Source organism: Rhizobium sp. GR12 (genome assembly GCF_036596185.1).
In the GTDB taxonomy this organism is placed as follows: Bacteria; Pseudomonadota; Alphaproteobacteria; order Rhizobiales; family Rhizobiaceae; genus Agrobacterium; species Agrobacterium nepotum.
The window spans coordinates 41,943-61,110 of record NZ_JASXTH010000006.1 but is presented as its reverse complement, the minus strand read 5'-3'; the positions used below and the strand labels follow the sequence as shown (position 1 = coordinate 61,110).

General features: G+C 59.1%; 15 protein-coding genes. 7 read left to right on the top strand and 8 right to left on the bottom strand.

Translation table 11 applies throughout. The features are described from left to right. Positions 1–172 precede the first annotated feature (172 nt). On the top strand, positions 173–1,288 hold the full coding sequence (locus QSK43_RS11925) for an ABC transporter ATP-binding protein (RefSeq protein ID WP_332303620.1): 1,116 nt from the start codon (positions 173–175) through the stop codon (positions 1,286–1,288). A gap of 152 nt (positions 1,289–1,440) precedes the next feature. On the opposite strand, the gene QSK43_RS11920 is transcribed toward QSK43_RS11925, so the two are convergent. Continuing rightward, a complete protein-coding gene (locus QSK43_RS11920) occupies positions 1,441–1,926 on the bottom strand; it encodes a hypothetical protein (RefSeq protein WP_045019708.1) in 486 nt (161 codons plus the stop codon). A gap of 243 nt (positions 1,927–2,169) precedes the next feature. Here QSK43_RS11920 and QSK43_RS11915 point away from each other — a divergent pair, with 243 nt between their 5' ends. From QSK43_RS11915 to QSK43_RS11890, 6 genes are all read left to right on the top strand, one after another. Further along, positions 2,170–3,033: a MurR/RpiR family transcriptional regulator gene (locus QSK43_RS11915; RefSeq protein ID WP_332303619.1), complete on the top strand. Its 864-nt coding sequence runs from the start codon at positions 2,170–2,172 to the stop codon at positions 3,031–3,033. Between the two features lie 72 nt (positions 3,034–3,105). Continuing rightward, on the top strand, positions 3,106–3,888 hold the full coding sequence (locus QSK43_RS11910) for an SDR family oxidoreductase (RefSeq protein ID WP_332303618.1): 783 nt from the start codon (positions 3,106–3,108) through the stop codon (positions 3,886–3,888). A 45-nt stretch (positions 3,889–3,933) separates the two neighbouring features. Continuing rightward, on the top strand, positions 3,934–5,853 hold the full coding sequence (locus QSK43_RS11905; protein WP_332303617.1) for a beta-N-acetylhexosaminidase: 1,920 nt from the start codon (positions 3,934–3,936) through the stop codon (positions 5,851–5,853). A gap of 12 nt (positions 5,854–5,865) precedes the next feature. Continuing rightward, the gene (locus QSK43_RS11900; protein ID WP_332303616.1) at positions 5,866–7,299 is read left to right on the top strand and encodes a M81 family metallopeptidase; all 1,434 of its coding nucleotides are present in this window, start codon (positions 5,866–5,868) and stop codon (positions 7,297–7,299) included. Between the two features lie 65 nt (positions 7,300–7,364). After that, the gene (locus tag QSK43_RS11895; protein ID WP_332303615.1) at positions 7,365–8,570 is read left to right on the top strand and encodes an MFS transporter; all 1,206 of its coding nucleotides are present in this window, start codon (positions 7,365–7,367) and stop codon (positions 8,568–8,570) included. Between the two features lie 63 nt (positions 8,571–8,633). Next, positions 8,634–9,374 (top strand): copper homeostasis protein CutC, encoded by a 741-nt coding sequence (locus tag QSK43_RS11890; RefSeq protein WP_332303614.1) that lies wholly within the window; start codon positions 8,634–8,636, stop codon positions 9,372–9,374. Here QSK43_RS11890 and QSK43_RS11885 read toward each other — a convergent pair. The 7 genes from QSK43_RS11885 to QSK43_RS11855 all read right to left on the bottom strand — a co-directional run bounded on the left by QSK43_RS11885 (position 9,340) and on the right by QSK43_RS11855 (position 19,022). After that, entirely contained in the window at positions 9,340–10,491 is a 1,152-nt protein-coding gene (locus QSK43_RS11885) for a glycosyltransferase family protein (protein ID WP_332303613.1), read from the bottom strand. The genes QSK43_RS11890 and QSK43_RS11885 overlap by 35 nt on opposite strands. Next, positions 10,488–11,735 carry a glycosyltransferase gene (locus QSK43_RS11880; protein WP_332303612.1) on the bottom strand — a complete coding sequence of 416 codons (1,248 nt, stop codon included), beginning with the start codon at positions 11,733–11,735 and terminating at the stop codon, positions 10,488–10,490. Before QSK43_RS11880 ends, QSK43_RS11885 begins: the two co-directional genes overlap by 4 nt. 43 nt (positions 11,736–11,778) lie before the next feature. Then, a complete protein-coding gene (locus QSK43_RS11875; RefSeq protein ID WP_332303611.1) occupies positions 11,779–12,987 on the bottom strand; it encodes a glycosyltransferase family protein in 1,209 nt (402 codons plus the stop codon). Positions 12,988–13,059: 72 nt separating this feature from the next. Further along, positions 13,060–14,235, bottom strand: a complete 1,176-nt coding sequence (locus QSK43_RS11870; RefSeq protein WP_045019744.1) for an ABC transporter permease — start codon at positions 14,233–14,235, stop codon at positions 13,060–13,062. Beyond that, a complete protein-coding gene (locus tag QSK43_RS11865) occupies positions 14,232–15,230 on the bottom strand; it encodes an ABC transporter permease (protein WP_332303610.1) in 999 nt (332 codons plus the stop codon). The genes QSK43_RS11870 and QSK43_RS11865 overlap by 4 nt, the downstream gene beginning before the upstream one ends. 1 nt (position 15,231) lies before the next feature. Continuing rightward, a complete protein-coding gene (locus QSK43_RS11860) occupies positions 15,232–17,133 on the bottom strand; it encodes an ABC transporter substrate-binding protein (RefSeq protein ID WP_332303609.1) in 1,902 nt (633 codons plus the stop codon). Then, complete coding sequence (locus tag QSK43_RS11855) at positions 17,130–19,022, bottom strand: ABC transporter ATP-binding protein (RefSeq protein WP_332303608.1); 1,893 nt, start codon at positions 19,020–19,022, stop codon at positions 17,130–17,132. The genes QSK43_RS11860 and QSK43_RS11855 overlap by 4 nt, the downstream gene beginning before the upstream one ends. Positions 19,023–19,168: the final 146 nt, after the last annotated feature.

Genomic DNA, 19,168 nt, shown 5'->3' with positions numbered 1-19,168 from the left:
GCGGGCGCATGTCGTCCGCAACCGGCATATTTCACCGCGAGAACGTTTGCCTTCATTACGGACGCATCCTCTCGTGCTTTATCAACGGTTCCGATCCGACACGATTTTTCCCCGTGTTGCGGAACCTCTCTGAACGCAGCCTGATGTCGGCTGGTGACGGGAGAGGCAAGTTTTGGGTCAGCTTTATCTCAACAACGTCCGCAAGAACTATGGACATTTCGAAGTCATCAAGGGCGTCCAGCTCGACATCAGGGATGGCGAGTTCGTCGTTTTTGTCGGCCCCTCGGGATGTGGCAAATCCACATTGCTGCGCATGATCGCCGGCCTTGAGGATATTTCCGCTGGCGATATCGTCATCAACGGCGTCAAGGTCAATGAATTGCCGCCGGTAAGACGCGGCATCGCGATGGTTTTCCAGTCCTACGCGCTCTATCCGCATATGACGGTGTTCGAAAACATCGCTTTTCCTCTCCGTGTCGAAAAGATGGAGGAGGGCAAGATCAAGGAAAAGGTCGATGCGGTCGCCAAGATCCTGCAGCTCGACCAACGCCTGCAGCAGCGTCCCGGCAATTTGTCCGGCGGCCAGCGCCAGCGCGTGGCGATAGGCCGCGCCATCGTTCGCGAGCCGAAGATATTCCTGTTCGACGAACCGCTTTCCAACCTCGACGCAGCACTTCGCGCCGACATGCGAATCGAACTCACCAATCTTCACCGGACGCTACAGGCGACGATGATCTATGTGACGCACGATCAGGTGGAGGCCATGACCATGGCCGACCGTATCGTCGTGCTGAATGCCGGCGAAATCGCCCAGGTCGGCGCGCCGCTCGAGCTTTATCATAAGCCGGCGAACCTGTTCGTCGCCGGTTTCATCGGCAATCCGAAAATGAACTTCCTGAAGGTCACCTGCAAAGCCGCCAACGCCGATGGTGTGACCGTGGAATATGAGGGACAGACGATTACCGTGCCGGTGGTGGAACCTCGCCCCGGTCTCGAAGGCGCGCAGCTGACGCTCGGCATTCGCCCGGAACATACCGGTCTGGAAACAGCCGACCTCAATATCAAGGTTGCGCCCAGCGTCATCGAGCGGCTTGGGATCAATACCATCGCTTACGGTGTTGCCCCGACGGGCGAGAATTATTGCGCGCTTCTTTCCGGTTCTGCGCCTGTCGTTATCGACGAGCCCATCGTCACCGGCATCAAGGCGTCGGATTGCCACCTGTTCGATGAAAGCGGCATCGCTCTGGAGCGGCGCGTCGACCTTTCAGTCCTCAAGCTGATACAATAAAGGGCAGGAACCGGGCTATGAAATCTGTCTCCTCATGCCCGGTTTTTCCCGACGCGATCCGTCTTCGGCGGGTTTCCTCCGCCTTCTCCCGACAAAAAAATGACGCCGGGCTTTCGGCCCGGCGCTCGAATATCTCTCGCAGAGGCGTTGGATCAAGGCATGGGGTTCGGCATGTAGCCGGTGAAACCGCTGATTTTCCAGCGGCCCTGATGCAGCCGGCAATAATAGAGCGTCTGCCATTTCATCACGTCGAAGCTGCCATCGGCCTTGCGAAGCCCGCCGTCGAACTTCTTGCGGACGAGCGCGGTCTCACCTTCCACTTCGATTTCTTCCAGCGTGGTAGTCGTGAAGATGGCGTCGCGCGGGTCTTCGGCGAATTGCTGGGTCTGGAAATCCTGCGCCTGTCGCAGCCACTCGTCGCGATAGGCGACAAGCGAGGGGAAGGACAGACGCCAGTTGTCCGGGTTCGCATCCCGGTTGGCGTTGATGCCGAGAAAGCCGTCCTCGACGAAATCTTCCGCCACCTTCGACCAGTCGGCGGTGAGGAAAGCGTCGATATCCCGCGTCACCAGCATCTCCCAGATGGAGTGGCGGGCGACGTCTGTTTCGGGAAAGGGGTTTTTGAATGGATCGCGCATGATTTTGGTCCGTTGTTGAAATTCTTTTCAGAAACTGGATATTTCTCTGGCGAATATTGTTGGCATATGCTCATCTTCCAATCAACAGAGAAAATAATTTTCAGATCGAGGATGTCCGGCGTGTCGTCAACAGGACGAAACATGGTCGATTCATGGGTATGGACGGTTGACGGACGTCTCGGATTAGGATGCATCGGAAACGGGGCCAAGGCCTGATTTTTGGCGGAACGGAGACCGGTGAGCATGGATATTTTTGCAAAGATTCAAGATGACAAGGGACAGTTCTCGCAATCGGAGCGGCGGATCGCCGATGTCCTGATTTCGGACTTCGAATTCGCTGTCAATGCCTCGATCATCGAGCTTGCCGCCCGTGCCGAGGTTTCCCCGCCGACAGTGACGCGGTTCTGTCGGCGTCTCGGTTGCCAGAGCTTCTCGGATTTCAAGGTCAGCCTTGCCAAGACCGCTTATGTCGGCATTCGCTATCTAACCTCGGAACCCACCAGCACCGGCCCTTCCGATGTCGCCGAGGAGGTGCTTGCCAAGGCGCAGGAGGCACTTTTTCTGCTGCACAAGACGCTCGATCCCGCCCTTGCCGACGACGCGGCGATCAAAATCGCCAATAGCGGCATGATCTATGCCTTTGGTGCGGGTGGTAATTCCTCGATGATCGCGACGGAAATCCAGAACCGGCTGTTTCGCCTGGGCTTACGCGTTTCGACCAGCGCCGACCACAGCATGCAACTGATGATGACGGCTGCCGCGCGGAAGGAGGACGTCATCATCGGTTCCTCCTTTTCCGGCCGCAACATGGAGCTGGTGAAATGCTTCAGACTGGCGCGGGAAATGGGAGTTACCACCATTGCGCTGACCCAGAGCGACACGCCCGTCGCCATGGCTGCCGACATGGTGGTGGCCGTCAACGTGCCTGAAGGAAACAACATCTTCCGCCCGACCTCATCGCGTTACGCCTATCTGGCCGCCGTCGATGTTCTGGCGACGCTTGCTGCCTATCACCACAGGCAACGGTCGATGGTGACGTTGCGTCACATCAAGCAGCAACTCGTGGAACATCGCGATCCGGATGACCGGCAATTGCTGGGTGACTGAAGGCGTGATGATGAAAAATGTGAGCGGTTTGCCTGAAATCCGCTCTGGAACGTTTCGAAGGAGTGACATGACATGCAGGACAGGAAAGACCGGGTCGCCGTCGTAACGGGGGCGGCAGGTGACATAGGCCGGGCAATTGCCGCAGCGCTTTCTGAAAGCCATGCAAAGGTGGTGCTGGTCGATATCGATCCTGACGCCCTTTCCACAGCGCTTTCCCTGCTTTCCGGTTCCGCCTTCGTTTCGAAAACCTGCGATGTCACCGATCCGCAGGACCTTGCGAGGCTGGCCCTGGAGGTCGCGGAGCTGGGTGATGTCGCGACCCTCGTCAACAATGCAGGTGCTGCAAGGGCTGTTAGCCTGCACGACACCACCGCTGAAATTTGGCGCAAGGACAACGCCCTCAATCTGGAAGCGCCGTTTCTCTGCTTCAGGGCTTTCGAAGATGCGCTGAAGCGGACTGAGGGATCTGTCATCAATATCGCTTCCGTCAACGGCATGGCGGTGTTCGGCCACCCCGCCTATAGCGCGGCGAAGGCCGGGCTGATCCATCTGACGAAGCTGATCGCTGTCGAATACGGAAAATTCGGCATCCGCTCCAATGCCGTTGCGCCGGGCACCGTGCGCACGCAGGCCTGGGAGGCGCGGGCAGCCGTCAACCCTCAAGTCTTCGAGGAAGCGAAGCACTGGTATCCGTTACAGCGCATCGTGAGGCCTGAGGATGTGGCCAACGCCGTGGCCTTTCTGGCCGGTCCGCAGGCCGCCGCCATCAGTGGCGTTTGCCTGCCCGTCGATTGCGGGCTGATGGCGGGGCAGGCGCCGCTTGCCCGGACTTTCTCGCAATCCGAACATTACTGACTGGAGCCCCCCAGAGGGTTCAATGCACAATACAAGGGGAGCATCATGACACTCGCACACTATCGTCTCGAAAATTCATGGCATCCACTCGAAGATTCCGCCTCTGGCGGCTTCACCTTCACCCTGTTCAATCTTTCCCGTGAGCCGCTGAAGGATTTCCGGATCGTCTATACGTCGCTCACACGAACCGTCGATAAACCCGTTTGCGGTAACGCCGTCTATCTGCGCCGCAACGCCAATTTCCATGAATTTGCGCCGCCGCCCGGCTTTGTGCTTGCGGCTGGCAAATCGTGGCGTTTCACCGTCGATGGCCTGCTCAGGCCCGCCCGCCATCGCACGGATGGCGCGAAATCCGCCTATATCAGCCTTGCCGACGGCACGCATTGCGCCGTAGATGTCGGTGATCTGATGCTCGACGGACGTCATAGCGAGCCGGCGCCGGCGCTGCTTCCCGAAGGAAAGCTCGATCTGCCCTTCTCCATCCAGCCCTGGCCAGCCGAAATCGATGCCGAACCTGGCGAGGCCTTTCCCGTTGCGCTTTTCCCGGCGGAAGACGCCGAGGCTGAGGAAGTGCTTGCGGTGGAAACCGTGCTTTCGCTGTTCCGCAGGCTTTTTGCCGTTGGCCATGTGCCGTTCAGCCTCGCGCCGGTTCACGAGGGAAAACCGCTCCGTTTCAAACGCCATAGCGGTCTGGAAGCGGAGGGTTATCGCCTGTCTTTCTCCGATGAAGCCGTTGTCGTGGAATATTCGGCTGCTGCCGGTCTGCAATATGGCCTGACAGTTCTGGCGCAATTGCTGCACGGCGCGCGCACTGATACCAAATTCCGTTTCCCGGTTTCCGGCACTATCGCCGATGCGCCGCGTTACAGCTGGCGCGGTTGCCATCTGGATGTCTCGCGGCAATTCTATCCGACTGATGATGTCGTGCGGCTGATCGATATTCTTGCATGGCTGCGCATGAACCGGTTCCATTGGCACCTCACGGATGACGAGGCGTGGCGGCTTGAAATCAAGGCCTATCCGCTGCTGACGACCGTCGGCGCGACACGCGGGCCGGATGCGCCGCTTCTGCCGCAGCTCGGCAATGGGGCTGAGCCGGTTTCCGGTTATTACACGCAGGATGATGTTCGCATGGTCGTCGCGCATGCGGCGGCATTGAACATCGAAATCGTGCCGGAGGTCGATATTCCCGGCCACAGCACGGCGGCACTCGTCGCCTATCCGGAGCTGACGGATGGGCAGGAAGCGCCGGACAGCTACCGCTCGGTGCAGGGATATCCCAATAACGCGCTCAATCCGGCTATCGAGCCGACCTATGAGTTCCTTGGCAAGATATTCGACGAGATGGTGGAACTCTTCCCCTCGCGGCTGATCCATATCGGCGGCGATGAGGTGGCGGATGGTTCGTGGCTTGCCTCGCCGCTTGCCAAGGCGCTGATGGAAAAAGAAGGCCTCGACGGCACCTTCGGTATTCAGTCCTATTTCATGAAACGTATTCAGGCGATGCTGCATGAGCGCGGCCGCCAGCTTGCCGGCTGGGACGAGGTTTCGCACGGCGGCGGCGTCGATCCCAAGGGAACATTGCTGATGGCGTGGCAGAAGCCGGAAGTGGGCCTCGAGCTTGCACGCCAGGGCTACGACGTGGTGATGACGCCGGGGCAGGCCTATTATCTCGACATGGTGCAGGATGAAGCATGGCAGGAGCCGGGCGCAAGCTGGGCCGGCACCGTTCCGCCTTCCCACACTTATGCCTACGAGGCGGTCGGCGACTTTCCAGAGGAGTTGAAGGAGCGGATGAAGGGCGTTCAGGCCTGCATCTGGTCCGAGCATTTCCTCAATCGCGCCTATTTCAACCATCTGGTTTTCCCAAGACTGCCGGCCATTGCCGAGGCGGCATGGACCCCGAAAGTGCAGAAGGACTGGCTGCGTTTTTCCGCCATCGTTCCGCTCAGCCCGGTTTATTGAGAGGAAGACCAGATGCGTATTGCCGTTGGTGGTATTCATACCGAATGCAGCACCTATTCGCCGGTGCTGATGAAACAGGAAGATTTTCGCGTTTTTCGCGGCGCGGAGTTGCTGGAGGCCGAGTACTTCAATTTTGCCGGAGAAGGCGGGGCGGAAGTGCTGCCGCTTCTGCATGCGCGGGCGGTGCCGGGCGGACCGATCTCGCGTGTCGCCTATGATGCGTTCAAGCAGGAATTCCTCGAGCGTCTCACAGCTTGCCTGCCGCTGGACGGGCTTTATCTTGCCATGCACGGCGCGATGAATGTCGAAGGCATGGACGATGCGGAAGGTGACTGGATTTCCAGCGCCCGGGCCGTCGTCGGGTCGGATGTGATCGTTTCGGCCAGCTACGACCTGCACGGCAATGTTAGCCAGACGATTATCGACCAGCTTGATATTTTCGCCGGCTACCGAACTGCGCCGCATATCGATGTGCGCGAGACGATGGTGCGGGCGTGGAGGATGCTGATCAAGGCGCTGAAAACAGGTGAGAAGCCCGGTGTGGCATGGGCGAAAATCCCTGTTCTGCTGCCGGGTGAAAAGACATCTACGGAAGATGAGCCCGCCAAAAGCCTCTATGCCGTCCTGCCTAACCATGATGCCCGGCCCGGCATATGGGATGCGAATTTCATGATCGGCTACGTCTGGGCCGACGAACCAAGGGCGACGGCCTGCGCGGTTGTGACAGGAACGGACAGAGAGGCCGCGCAGGCGGTTGCTGCCGAGATCGCGCAATCCTACTGGAATGCCCGGCAGGATTTTCGTTTCGGCCCCGTGACCGAGCCGCTCGACGCCATCCTGGATATTGCGGCAAAGACGACCACCAGCCCGATCATTCTCGCGGACTCGGGCGATAATCCGACCGGCGGCGGGGTGGGTGATCGCGCCGATGTTCTGGCTGCGCTGATTGCGCGCAGCTGGCAGGACGCGCTGATAGGCGGCATCACCGACCGGCCGGCGGTCGAAGCCTGCTTTGCAGCGGGCGAGGGCGCAACGCTTTCCCTGAAGATCGGCGGCAGTCTCGATTCACGCAGCCCATCCGTTACCGTGGAAGCCAAGGTCCTGAAACTGGACGATTCAAGTGCTACGGATCAGCGGCAGGCGGTGGTCGTCACCGGCGGCATCACGGTCATTTTGGCCGCGCGGCGCAGGCCCTATCACATGATTTCGGATTTCACCCGTCTCGGTTTCGATCCGAAAGCAGTGAGTTTGCTGGTCGTCAAGTCAGGTTATCTATCGCCGGAGCTTGCGCCGATCGCCAATCCCAATCTCATGGCGCTGACGGAGGGGGTTATCAATCAGGATATCGAAAACCTTCCCAATCGCCGCCGGTCCGGAGATTTTTACCCATGGAAGCCGCATTTCGATTATATGCCGCAACCCATCCTTTCGGCCCGCTGGCGATGACAGCGGTTCGATAGCATTCCATCCAGCGATCCGGCCATGTACTGGATCATCTCAGGCGAACCCTCATGCCGTCGGCTCTTTCCATCGTTATCAACAATCCGTCGATCCGCATCGGGGCGCTCGCCATTCTGTTCTTCGGGTTTTCGAATGCCGCGACCGCCCCCTATCAGGCGGTCATCGGCATTCGCGAAATCGGGCTGAGCAACACCGTCTATTCGCTGCTGATGCTGTTTGCCGCCATCATCAATGTCAGCGCCAGCGTGCTGATGGGCATCGTTGCCGACAGGCTGGGCGAATATCGCAAACCTATGCTGCTCATCGCGCTCTTCGGCGTCAGCGGTTATATGCTGGTTTATCTCGTCGGCAATGCCACGGCCTTCGTGAGCGCCAAGCTGGTTCTCCTGCCGATTTTCGGGGCGATGAACTCGCTGATCTTCGCGCATGTGCGCGCCGATGCCCGCAATCTTTCGATGGGTGACATGATCGCCGTCAATTCGATCATGCGGGCCACGATCTCGCTGTCCTGGGTGCTGGTGCCGGGCATCGTCGGTATTTTCCTGGTGAATTCAGGCAATATGTTGCTGGCTTTCCTGTTCTCGGGCATCTGTGCGCTTGTCTGTTTTCTGCTTGTGGCCTTTTGCCTGCCGCGCACGGCCACGCCGGCATCGGTGAACGTGCAGGCCCGTTTCGGTTTTCGCGCCTCGCTCGCGGAAATCGGCTCGCGGCGAGTGTTGCTGCGGATCATTGCCATCGCCCTGATCTGCTCGATGCTGCATCTCAATGATTCCATTCGCTCGCTCATCATAACGGGCCAAGCTAAGGGTACGGTGGCGGATATCGGCATCGTGGCGGGCATCGTCGCAGCGCTGGAGATCGTTTTCATTCTCCTGTGGGGCTGGATCGAGAAGAAGGTGCCGCAAACGCTGACGCTTGCGGCGGGAGCGTTGCTCTATGCCATCTATCTGATCCTGCAGGGGCTCGCCACAGCACCTTGGCATATCTATGCCCAGACCGTCATCAGCGCGCTGGGCGCTGCTGCCATCATCAGTATCCCGATCACCTATCTGCAGGAACTGATCGCGGATCGGCCGGGGCTCGGAAGCTCGCTGATCGCCGTCAACATCTTCCTTGGCGCCGGTTTGGGTGCGCTGATTTTTGCCGTGGGTACGCTCGTCACGACCTATTCGGGAACTTCCATTATGGGAGCAATCGTGGGTCTCGGTGGCGTTTACATGCTCTATGCGCTTGATGGGACGGGCCGTCGCAGATAGAGCGTCGAACCGAAAAGATAGTCCGGCGCGTAAACAGGGCCTGCTTGAATGAAAGAGGTTACGATGATTCTCGAGATTTGCGTGGACGATGTAGCCGGTCTGGAAGCGGCGGTCAGGGGCGGGGCCGACCGGATCGAGCTTTGCGCGGCGCTGTCCGGCGGCGGCGTGACACCGTCTGCGGGTTTCATGCACCGGGCGGCGGCTTACGATATGCCGGTGAGCGTAATGATAAGGCCGCGCGCCGGTGATTTCGTGTTCACGCGCGATGAGGCCGATGTGATGAAACGCGATATCGATGCGGCGCGCACGGCAGGGCTTTCCGGAGTGGTGCTTGGCGCATCGCTTGGCGATGGCTCGCTTGATATTCCCCTGCTCGAAGAATTGCGTCGTCACGCCGATGGGCTGGATGTGACGCTGCACCGGGCTATCGATGTTGTTCCCGACATGGATGAAGCGTTGGAGGCGGCTATCGCGCTGGGTTTCCCGAGAATTCTGACCTCCGGCGGTGCGCGTTCGGCGCTCGAGGGTATCGAAACGCTGGCGCGATTATCCGAAATGGCCGCCGGGCGGATCGTCATCATGCCGGGTGCCGGTGTGCGCCCGCCAATCGTACAGACATTGCTGGACCGTTTTTCCATCACGGAAATCCACGCATCCTGTTCCGCCGTTCCGTTTTATGATCCGGAAAGCAGGGTGGCGAAGCTTGGTTTTACAGGCGCGGGGCGCAAGGGCACCGATGAGGCGGCGGTTCGCGAATTGAAGACGATCCTCACCGCTCATCAAAAAGGTGGCGCAACGCTCTAGCCGTCCCAGCCGCGCCGTCGAGATCGAGGTGGATCGTGTCCGGTCCCGGCAGGGCCAATGCCGCCTTGATGGCATCGGCCATGGATTGCGCGGAGATATCTTTCTCCTCCAGCACCCGTGCCAGTCCCAGCCGCGACAAGCGTTCGGCGCGGGCGCTCTGTTCCGTTTCGCCACCTGCCGCGAAGGGGATCAGGAGCGAGCGACATTTTGCCTGAAGAATATCGCAGACCGTGTTGTAGCCGGCCTGTGAAACCGAAAGTTGCGCCCCGGCAAGCAGGCTTGCGAAATCCTTGCGGAAACGGAAGACGGAAACATTATCCGCTGCCTGCGCCGAGATCGCATCGAAATCCGCCTGCGGCATGTTGGGGCCGGTCACGAGACACCAGCTTTTGATGTCGTCCAGCAGCGGAGCAGCGTTAAGTGCGGCCCGGATGAGTGCTGCGCCCACTGCGCCGCCGCCTGCGGAAACGACGATATCGAATTTCTCCGCCGGTTGCGGCGGTGGCAGGGGCGCAACGAGCCCGGTATAGACGATGCGCTGGCTGATCTCGCCAGCGAGGGGGAAGGTCTCTTCGAGCCGGACAAAATCCGGATCGCCATGGACCAGCACCGCGTCGAAATGTTTCTTCACCAGCGACACGGTTTCTTCGTCCCGGCCCGGTTTTGTTTTTTCCTGCAAAATGTCGCGCAGCGACGTCATGACGAGCGGGCGCGGTTCGCTTTCCTCGATCTCTTCCAGAAGCGGCAGCAATTCGAAACGCACCTGCCTGCGGCCGAAGGGGAAAGCCTCGATGATGACGATATCCGGTTTCGCGCCGTGATAGGCTCCGATCAGCATGTCTGTGCGGAGCTTCCTGAAGGCGTCATCCACCGGTTTGCCGGAACTGTCGGCAAGGCCGGAAAAGCTGCCGTCGCTGACGGCGATCGGCGGCAATTCGACATGGCGGATGCCCTCGCCCGGAAAACCCGGAACCGGGGTGCCGCCCGTCACCAGAACGACATCGAAACCATCCACCTGAAGGGCGTTGGCAATGCGGCTGGCGCGGGCGATATGGCCGATGCCAAGAAGGTGCTGGACGTAGAAGAAGACGGAAGGGCGCTTTTCCGTATCGGTCATGGTGTTTTTTTCCACTCGGTCTCGAACAGGGCCTTCAATTCGACAATGCTGGTGCGATGGTCGAAGGCGGTTCGGACACGGTTTTCTGCGGCACCACCCAGACGCTGGCGCAATTGCGGATCGGTAGTGGCGGCGCGCAGGGCTTCAGCGAAGGCGGCGGGATTTTCCGGTTCCGTCAACATTCCGTTTTCGCCGTCGACGAAGAATTCCGGGATGCCGGAGATATTGGTGGAGATGCAGGTCAGGGCCTGGCTGGCGGCCTCTACCAGTACATTGGGAAGACCGTCGCGGTCGCCATCGCTGGTGATGCGGCAGGCAAGGGCGAACAAATCCGCCTCGCGGTAATTCTCCAGGACCTGCTTCTGGTCCATGGCGCCGGTCCAGATGATTTTGTCGGCGATGCCAAGTTCGTCAGCGAGTTTCTTCAGTGCGGCAAGCTCGTCGCCGCCGCCGATATGGGTGAAACGCCAATGGATTTCCTGCGGAAGCGAGGCCAGAGCCTGCAACAGAATATCGATACCCTTTTTCTTGACTGCCCGGCCGACGCTTAAAATCCTGACGGGATCATGGGCATCCGATCCATCTCTTTGCGGGCGCGGCACGTCGAAATGCGGGAAGCGGGTGAGATCAAGCCCGTGATAGCTTAAGTGCACATTCTGCTTGAGGCCGGAAAGGGTGCGAAGGTGCTGAAAGCCGCTGGCGGTGCAGGTCACGGCCCAGCGGGCGCTTTCCAGCTTTGCGGCGAGATCACGGTCGCTGGAGGTCCAGATATCTTTGGCGTGGGCCGAAATCGTCCACGGGGTGCCGGTGATAAGGTGGGTATAGGCGGCGACCGAGGCGGGTGTGTGAATGAAATGAACATGCAGCCATTCGGCATCGGCCGGCCATTCATGCGCCAGCACGGCTGCCTGTCCGAAACGGCGGAAACGGTTGCGGCTGAGATCATGCGACAGATCGCTGAAAAACCGACGGAGTGCCTTGGCGAAGCCCGGCTTTTTGCGGCAGGCCCACAGCGCCTTTAGAACGCGCAACGGCTCTTCATGCAGATATTCCGGCAGGTAGGTGACGGGTGCGCGGATTTCATCATGGACGGGGTGGCGTTTTTTATCGGTCGGCCGGCGCATGGACATGAGTTCAAGCGTCAGCCCGGCCTTTTCGAGCCCCAGAAGTTCCTGAGCGATGAAAGTCTCGGACAGGCGCGGATAGCCCTTGAGGAGCACCACGATTTTTTTTGTGTCGGTCACGTTGCGCGTGTCTCTTTTGAAGCGGTGATGGTCGGGGTGCCGGTCACGCGGTCAGCGTGATCGGCACCTTTTCGCCCTCGGTCGGCAGCCATTCGGCTATCCGTTTCGATATGTTTTCCAGACCGTCGAGCTTCAGATCCCGCGAATTGACGGAGGGCGGCGCACGGTTCGGCAGCGTTTTGAGAGCCGCAGCCATCTTGGCGGGGTTTTCGGCGTCTTCCGGCAAAAGCATGTCGAAGAGACCGAGTTCCGCCGCCCGCGTGGCACGAATAAGCTGCTCTTCCCTCGGCACCGTGCGCGGCACGACAAGCGCCGGTTTATCGAAGGACAATATCTCGCAGACGGTGTTATAGCCGCCCATCGACACGACGGCCTGAGCGCCGGCGACGAGGTCTTCCATGCGGTTGTCGAACTCGATGATCTCTATATGCGGAATATCGGCAACACTGCTCATGAAGCGCTGGCGCTGATCCCCGGGCATATAGGGGCCCAGCACCACCAGCGCCTTGTGCGTCAGTTCCCTGTCGTGGCGGTAAGCATTGATGACGTCGTCGATCAATTCGCTGCCGTCACCGCCGCCGCCTGTGGTGATGAGAAGATAGTCACCTACCGGTCGGTGCGCCACGGTTTCCGCCTGCGTTTTGGAGCGTTGCAGGAAGCCGACGAAATCCATCTTGTCGCGAACGGTTTGGGGAACGTCTAGCCCCGTCAGCGGGTCGTGGAAATCCGGCGGACCATAGACCCATACATGGTCATAGAACTTGCCGATCTTGGTCATCACGTCATTGCGCTTCCATTCCGCCTCAAGCAGCTGCGGCGAATCCATGACGTCACGCAGGCCGATGACGAGCTTGGTTCCCTGGCTTTTGAGGTAGGTAAGCGTTTCCTCCACTTCACCGCGAAGGCCCATGGGCTCCTTGTCGACGATGAAGATGTCCGGCTGGAAACTTTCGGCGGTATGATAGATGATGGAGCGGCGCATCTTCAGCGTTTCCTGAAGGTCGATATGCCTGTCCATGGAGGTGTATTCGCCGTTGCGCAGCTTGATGACACTCGGGATTTTCACGAAATCGACACGGGTGCGATAATCGAAGGCGCCGGCAATGGTCGCACCCGAAATGATGAGAACATTGAGGCCGCGATAATCCTCCACCAGCGCATGCGCGATCGTGCGACAACGCCGCAGATGCCCGAGGCCGAAGGAATCGTGGCTGTACATGAGGATGCGTGCATCGTTCAAACGGGAGGTCATGGGCCACACCTCTTTTTGCCTTTCACAAAAAAGGCGATGGCGGAAGAGCAGTTTATCAAAGGGTGTTCCATTTTATCTGAAGGGGTCTGCAGCATCACGTAGTCCGTCACCGAAGAAATTAAAGGCCAGAATGACGAGAACAACCGGAATCGTCGGGATGAGAAGCCACGGATATAGCGCAATGACGCTGACGCTGCGCGCCTCCGTGAGCAGAATTCCCCAACTTGTGATCGGCGGCCTGAGGCCGAGACCAAGAAAACTCAATGCGGTTTCGCCGAGAATCATGCCCGGTATCGTCAGCGTTGCCGACGCGATCAGATGCGACATGAAGCCGGGGATAAGGTGCCTGCCGATGATGCGCGGCGTGCCCGCGCCCATCAGTTGCGCTGCCAAAACATAGTCTTCCTCGCGCAGCGCCAGCAATTTCGAGCGTACAGCGCGCGCCAGTCCCGTCCAGTCCAGCATGCCGAGAATGATGGTGATGCCGAGATAAACGAGGATCGGGCTCCAGGTCACGGGCATGATCGCCGCAAGTGCGAGCCAGAGTGGAATGCTCGGAATGGATTGCAGGACTTCGATGATACGCTGGACGATGAGATCGAAGGTGCCGCCGCGATAACCTGCCAGACCGCCGATCACAATGCCGAGAACGAAACTCATGGCGACGCCGAGAAGGCCGATGGTCAGCGAGATACGCGCGCCATAAATGATCCGCGACAGCACGTCACGGCCCAGCCGGTCGGTGCCGAGCAGGAACATTTCTCCGCCCTCGGCCGGGCATACGAAATGGGTTTTGCCCTCGAACATGCCCCAGAAATGGTAGGTGTCGCCCTTGCAGAAGAAACGCAATGGCTGGATGTCCGTCGGCACATCCCGGTAGACACGCCTCAGATTGTCCATGTCGAGCGTCATTTCCCGGCCATAAACGAAGGGGCCGACAAATTTGCCGTCATTGAAGAGGTGAATACCCTGGGGTGGGGCGTAGATATGCTCGATATTGCGGGTGTGGAGATTGTACGGCGCAAGGAACTCGCTGATTAGGATCGAAAGATAAAGCAGCACCAGAAAAGCGCCGGACCAGACGGCAACCTTGTGCTGGCGGAACTGCCACCACATGAGCCGCAGTTGCGACGCCTTGCTGAAGGCCGCCATTCCGGATGTGTTGGGTTCGATGAGCGACGGGTCGAACGGCGCCGTCGAGACATAATGGGGCAGCGCTTCGCCTGATGTCGGGATGGATGAAGTCATTTGACGTTACCACCTCCGAAGCGGATTCTTGGGTCAAGTATGGCTAGGGCGATATCCGAGACCAGAACACCGATCACCGTCAGGAAAGCAAGGAACATCAGGAACGAACCGGCCAGATACATATCCTGGCTCTGCAGCGCCCGGATGAGCATGGGACCGGTGGTTTCGAGCGACAGGACGACGGCGGTGATTTCAGCGCCGGAAATGATGGCGGGCAGGATCGAGCCGATGTCCGAGATGAAGAAATTCAGCGCCATGCGCAGCGGATACTTGATCAGCACCTTGAAGGGGTGAAGCCCTTTGGCGCGCGCGGTCACGACGTATTGTTTCTGCAATTCGTCCAGCAGGTTTGCGCGCAGGCGGCGGATCATGCCGGCCGTGCCCGCCGTTCCGATGATGAGGACGGGTATCCAGATATGTTCGAGGATCGACTTGAACTTCGGCCAGCTCATCGCCTGGTTCAGATATTCCCGGTCCATCAGATGGCCGATGGAGATGCCGAACCAGATATTGGCGAAATACATCAGGATCAGCGCCAGCATGAAGTTGGGAATGGCGATGCCGAGCAGGCCGAGGAAGGTCAGGCCGTAGTCGCCCCAGCTGTATTTATGCGTGGCGGAGTAGATGCCGATCGGAAAGGCAAGGATCCAGGTGACGATGATGGTGACGAAAGACACCAGAACCGTCAGCCACAGGCGGTCTCCCACCACCTCGTTCACCGGCAGCTGATATTCGAAAGAATAACCGAAATCTCCGACCAGCATGCCGGTCGCCCAGCGGAAATAACGGATCGGCGCCGGCTGGTCGAAGCCGTAGCGGACGCGCAACTCCTCGATTTCGGCAAGGTTTGCCGCCTCGCCCATGGCGCGCAGTTCGGCGACGTAGCTTTCGAAATAATCGCCCGGCGGCAATTCGATGATGGTGAAGACCAGCATCGAGATCAGGATCAGCGTGGGGATCATGACGAGGATGCGCTTGAGAATATACCGCAGCATATCAGGCGTCTCCGTCATACCAGAAGGCATCCGGCATGTAGATACCGAGATACGATGTGGGTTCATAGCCGAAGAGCGCCTTTTCCGGCACGTTTCGCATGCGTTTGACATGGACGACGGGTTGCAGGGCGCCGTTGACGATGCCGATGGAAAATACCTGCTGCGTGTAGATTTCCAGCATCTCCAGCCAGATGGCCTCGCGTTCTGCCTCGGTGACGCTTCGGCGCCATTTTTTCAGGAGATCGAGCAGGTGCGCCGCCTCCGGCAGATCGGGCTCCTTGCCCTCGCGCCCGCCGGAAAGATAATGCACGCCCCAGACCGGCCATTGCAACTGGTCGTCGCCGGTGGGCGCAAGGCCGGAAGGCAGCATGTCCGGTGTCGGCACGCCATTGTCCATGCCCATCCAGACCGACATCAGCACCTCGCCGCCCATGGCGCGCTTGCGGAAGACGTCGCGCTGGGTGGGACGGACGGAAACCGCAATGCCGATATGCTGCCAATGATCCGTCACCAGCTCCATCACATCGGTATCGAGCGTGCTTTCGCCTGTTGTCTCGACGATGATATAGGCCGGTCGGCCGTCCGGCAGGAGCCGGATGCCGGCGCTGTCGCGTTTCTCAAGACCCACTTCGTCGAGCAGCCTGTTGGCCGTCGCCCGGTCGAAGGCGCTCCAGGCCTCTGCGAATTCCGGCCGGTAAAGTGTACTTTCCGGCAGGACGGTATCAGCACTTTCCTTCGCCAGCCCATAAAAGCAGACCATGTTGACTTCGTGCCGGTTGATCGCCAGCGACAGGGCGCGGCGTACGCGCACGTCCTGGAAACAGCTCCGCCATACCGGGTCGGCACAATTCAGATTGGGCAAAAGCGCGATGCGCGACCCCTGGGATCGCTTGTAGAGGTTCACCTTCAAGGGGAAGCGCTTTTCGGCGTCCTTCAGGAAGGTGTAGTCGGCGAAATCGAGGCCGAAATATTGCAGGTCGCTATCACCCGACGCCGTTTTGGCCGAGATGATGTCGGAGGAGGTGACATTCAGCAGGAACCGATCGAGATAGGGCAGCTGCAAGCCGTTTTCGTCGACGCGGTGATAATAGGGATTGCGCTCGAAGACGAACTGTTCGGCCGGCGGCGAAGTCGTGTTTCGCCATGCGTCGAGCGTCGGCAGAGCGGGATTTTCCGGGCGGACCTGCCGCGACATCTTGATATGTAGCCCGCTCCAGTCATCCGCCTTGTTTTTCTTGATGAGCTTGGCGAGGTTTTCCGCAGTCTGATATTTGGCGTGGAACTGCTTCATATAAGCGGCGGGCAGGAACAGCCGCGCCGGCGAGGCCGCTGCGAGCTTCGCCAGAAAATCGGGGTTTGGACCTTCCCAGGTATAACGCACCGTCAGCCGGTCGATGACTTCGATCAGAGGCGGTTTGTTGTTGACCAGAAGCTCGATCGGCGGACCGCCCTTATGGATTTCCTTGTTGAGAGCGACGTCCTCCCAGAAATACCGGAAATCCTCGGAGGTCAAATCGCTGCCATCGGACCATTTATGGCCCTCGCGCAGTTTGAAGGTGAAGATGCGTTCTTCCTGAACGTCGTAGCTTTCCAGAATGTCCGGATGAAGCTCGAATTTTTCATCATAACCGACAAGACGGGCATAGTTACTGATGGGCATAAGCCGGATATCACGCTGGCCGCCGATCAGCATACGCACCGAGCCGCCGTGTTTTCCCGGCTCCCGGCCAAGCGCTTTCATATCCATGACGCGCGGATTTTTCGGCAGGCGCTCCGCTATATCAGGCAACTCGCCCTTTTCCCGCTTTTCCTTGAAATAGGCGGGATCGGTATAGGCGGCGCGCGCATGGGCCGGCAAAAAAACGGAAGCCAGCAAGGCAAGGGTGGTGCGGCGCGTGATCAAGGGCGAAGCTCCCGGATGTCGGCATTGCCGTTCGCAAGAACGAAATGGCCTTCGCCAAGATCTGCGGAGATCATCTCGCCATTACCCTCGTCGCGGAATTGCTTGCCCCAGTCGAATTTGCCCGTCGCGCTTATCTTGCCGATGGTGCGGAAATCGAGTGGACGGTCGAGATCGGGGAAAGGCACGGCCGCCAGCAGCGATTTGGTATAGGGATGCACCGGAGACCGCATCATGGCTTCCCGCGGTGCCAGTTCAACGATGCGGCCTTCGCACATCACGGCCACGCGGTCGGCCATATAATCCACCACCGCGAGATTGTGCGAGATGAAGAGGTAGGTAAGCCCGAGGTCTTTTTGTAAGTCCTTGAGCAGGTTGAGAATCTGCGCCTGCACGGAGACATCGAGGGCGGAAACTGGTTCGTCGCAGATCAACAGTTCGGGACCGAGCGCCAGCGCTCTGGCAATGCCGATACGTTGTCTTTGCCCGCCCGAGAAACTGTGCGGATAACGGTTCAGCGCGCTTTCTCCAAGGCCGATGGCCTTGACGAGATTGCGGACTTTCTCCGCCCGGTATTTCGCGTCGCCGCGTCCATGGATTTCAAGCGGTTCGCTCAGGATATTGCCCACGGTCATGCGCGGTGAAAGCGAAGAGATCGGGTCCTGAAAGACCATCTGGATCTTCGACCGCAATTCTTTCAGATCGCCATCTTTGGCATTGAGGACATCGATATCGCCCTGCGGCCGGTGAAAGGTCACGGAGCCTTCATCCGGGCGAACGGCGCGCATGAGGATTTTGCTGACGGTCGTCTTGCCGCTGCCGCTTTCGCCGACCAGCCCAAGACATTCGCCCCGACGGATTTCAAAACTGACGCTGTTGACCGCCTTGGTGGCGTTGGCGTCGCCGCTGCGGAACCAGCTGGATTTCCGGGTCGTGAAGGTCTTGCTGATATTGTCCACGGTCAAAAGCGGGCCGGGGGTTTTGATCACTGCGGCAGTTTTTTTGCCGACGAGGCTTTCGTGATCGACGGTGATTTCGCGCAGCGCCTTCAGTCTCTCACCGGGCTTCATATCGAAATGCGGCACGGCGGCCATCAGGCCCTTGAGGTAGGGATGGCTTGGCGACTTGAATATATCGTCGACCGTGCCGGCTTCCATGATCTCGCCCTGATAGATCACGGCAACTTCGTCGGCGATGTTCGCCACCACGCCAAGATCGTGGGTGATGAGCAGCATGCTCATGTTCATCCGGCTCTGGAGATCGCGCAGGAGCTTGAGGATTTGCGCCTGTATGGTCACATCAAGCGCTGTCGTCGGCTCGTCGGCGATCAGCAGGGCGGGGCGACAGATCAGCGCCATGGCGATCATCGCGCGCTGGCGCATGCCGCCCGACAATTCGAAGGGATACATGTTCACGACCTTCTTCGGGTTGGAAAACCCTACGAGGTCTAGCGTTTCATGCATTTTTTCCGTGCGCTCGGCCGGCGACAGGATGCTGTGGATTCTCAGCGCCTCGTCGATCTGGTTGCCGATCGTATGCAGCGGCGAAAAAGACGTCATGGGTTCCTGAAAAATCAGTCCGATGCGGTTTCCGCGTATCGAGCGGATTTCCCGGCCGTCCTTCGGCAATTGCAGCAGATCGACGGGACCGGCGGCGGCATTTGCGGGATCGGTGAACAGCACGCGACCGTCGACGCGCGCCGTCTTGGGGTGGATACCCATGATCGTCTGGCCGATCACGGATTTCCCGGAGCCGGATTCTCCGACCAGCGCCGTGACTTTTCCGGGAAGAATGCGAAGACTGGCACCCCTTACGGCATCAATAGTGCCACCCATAAGAGAAAACGAGACCCGCAGATTTTCAATACGGAGCAAATCTGCGCCTACGCTCATGCCAAAGGGTTCCTTGCCGTCTCTTTATCGTTGCCTTGTGACAATTTTCTCAGGAGGGCTTAAAGGCACGTTATCGTAGGGTCTGTTGTCTGTCTACGCTCCTGAAACATCGAAATGTGCAGCAAATTCAAAGCCGGCTTCCAAAA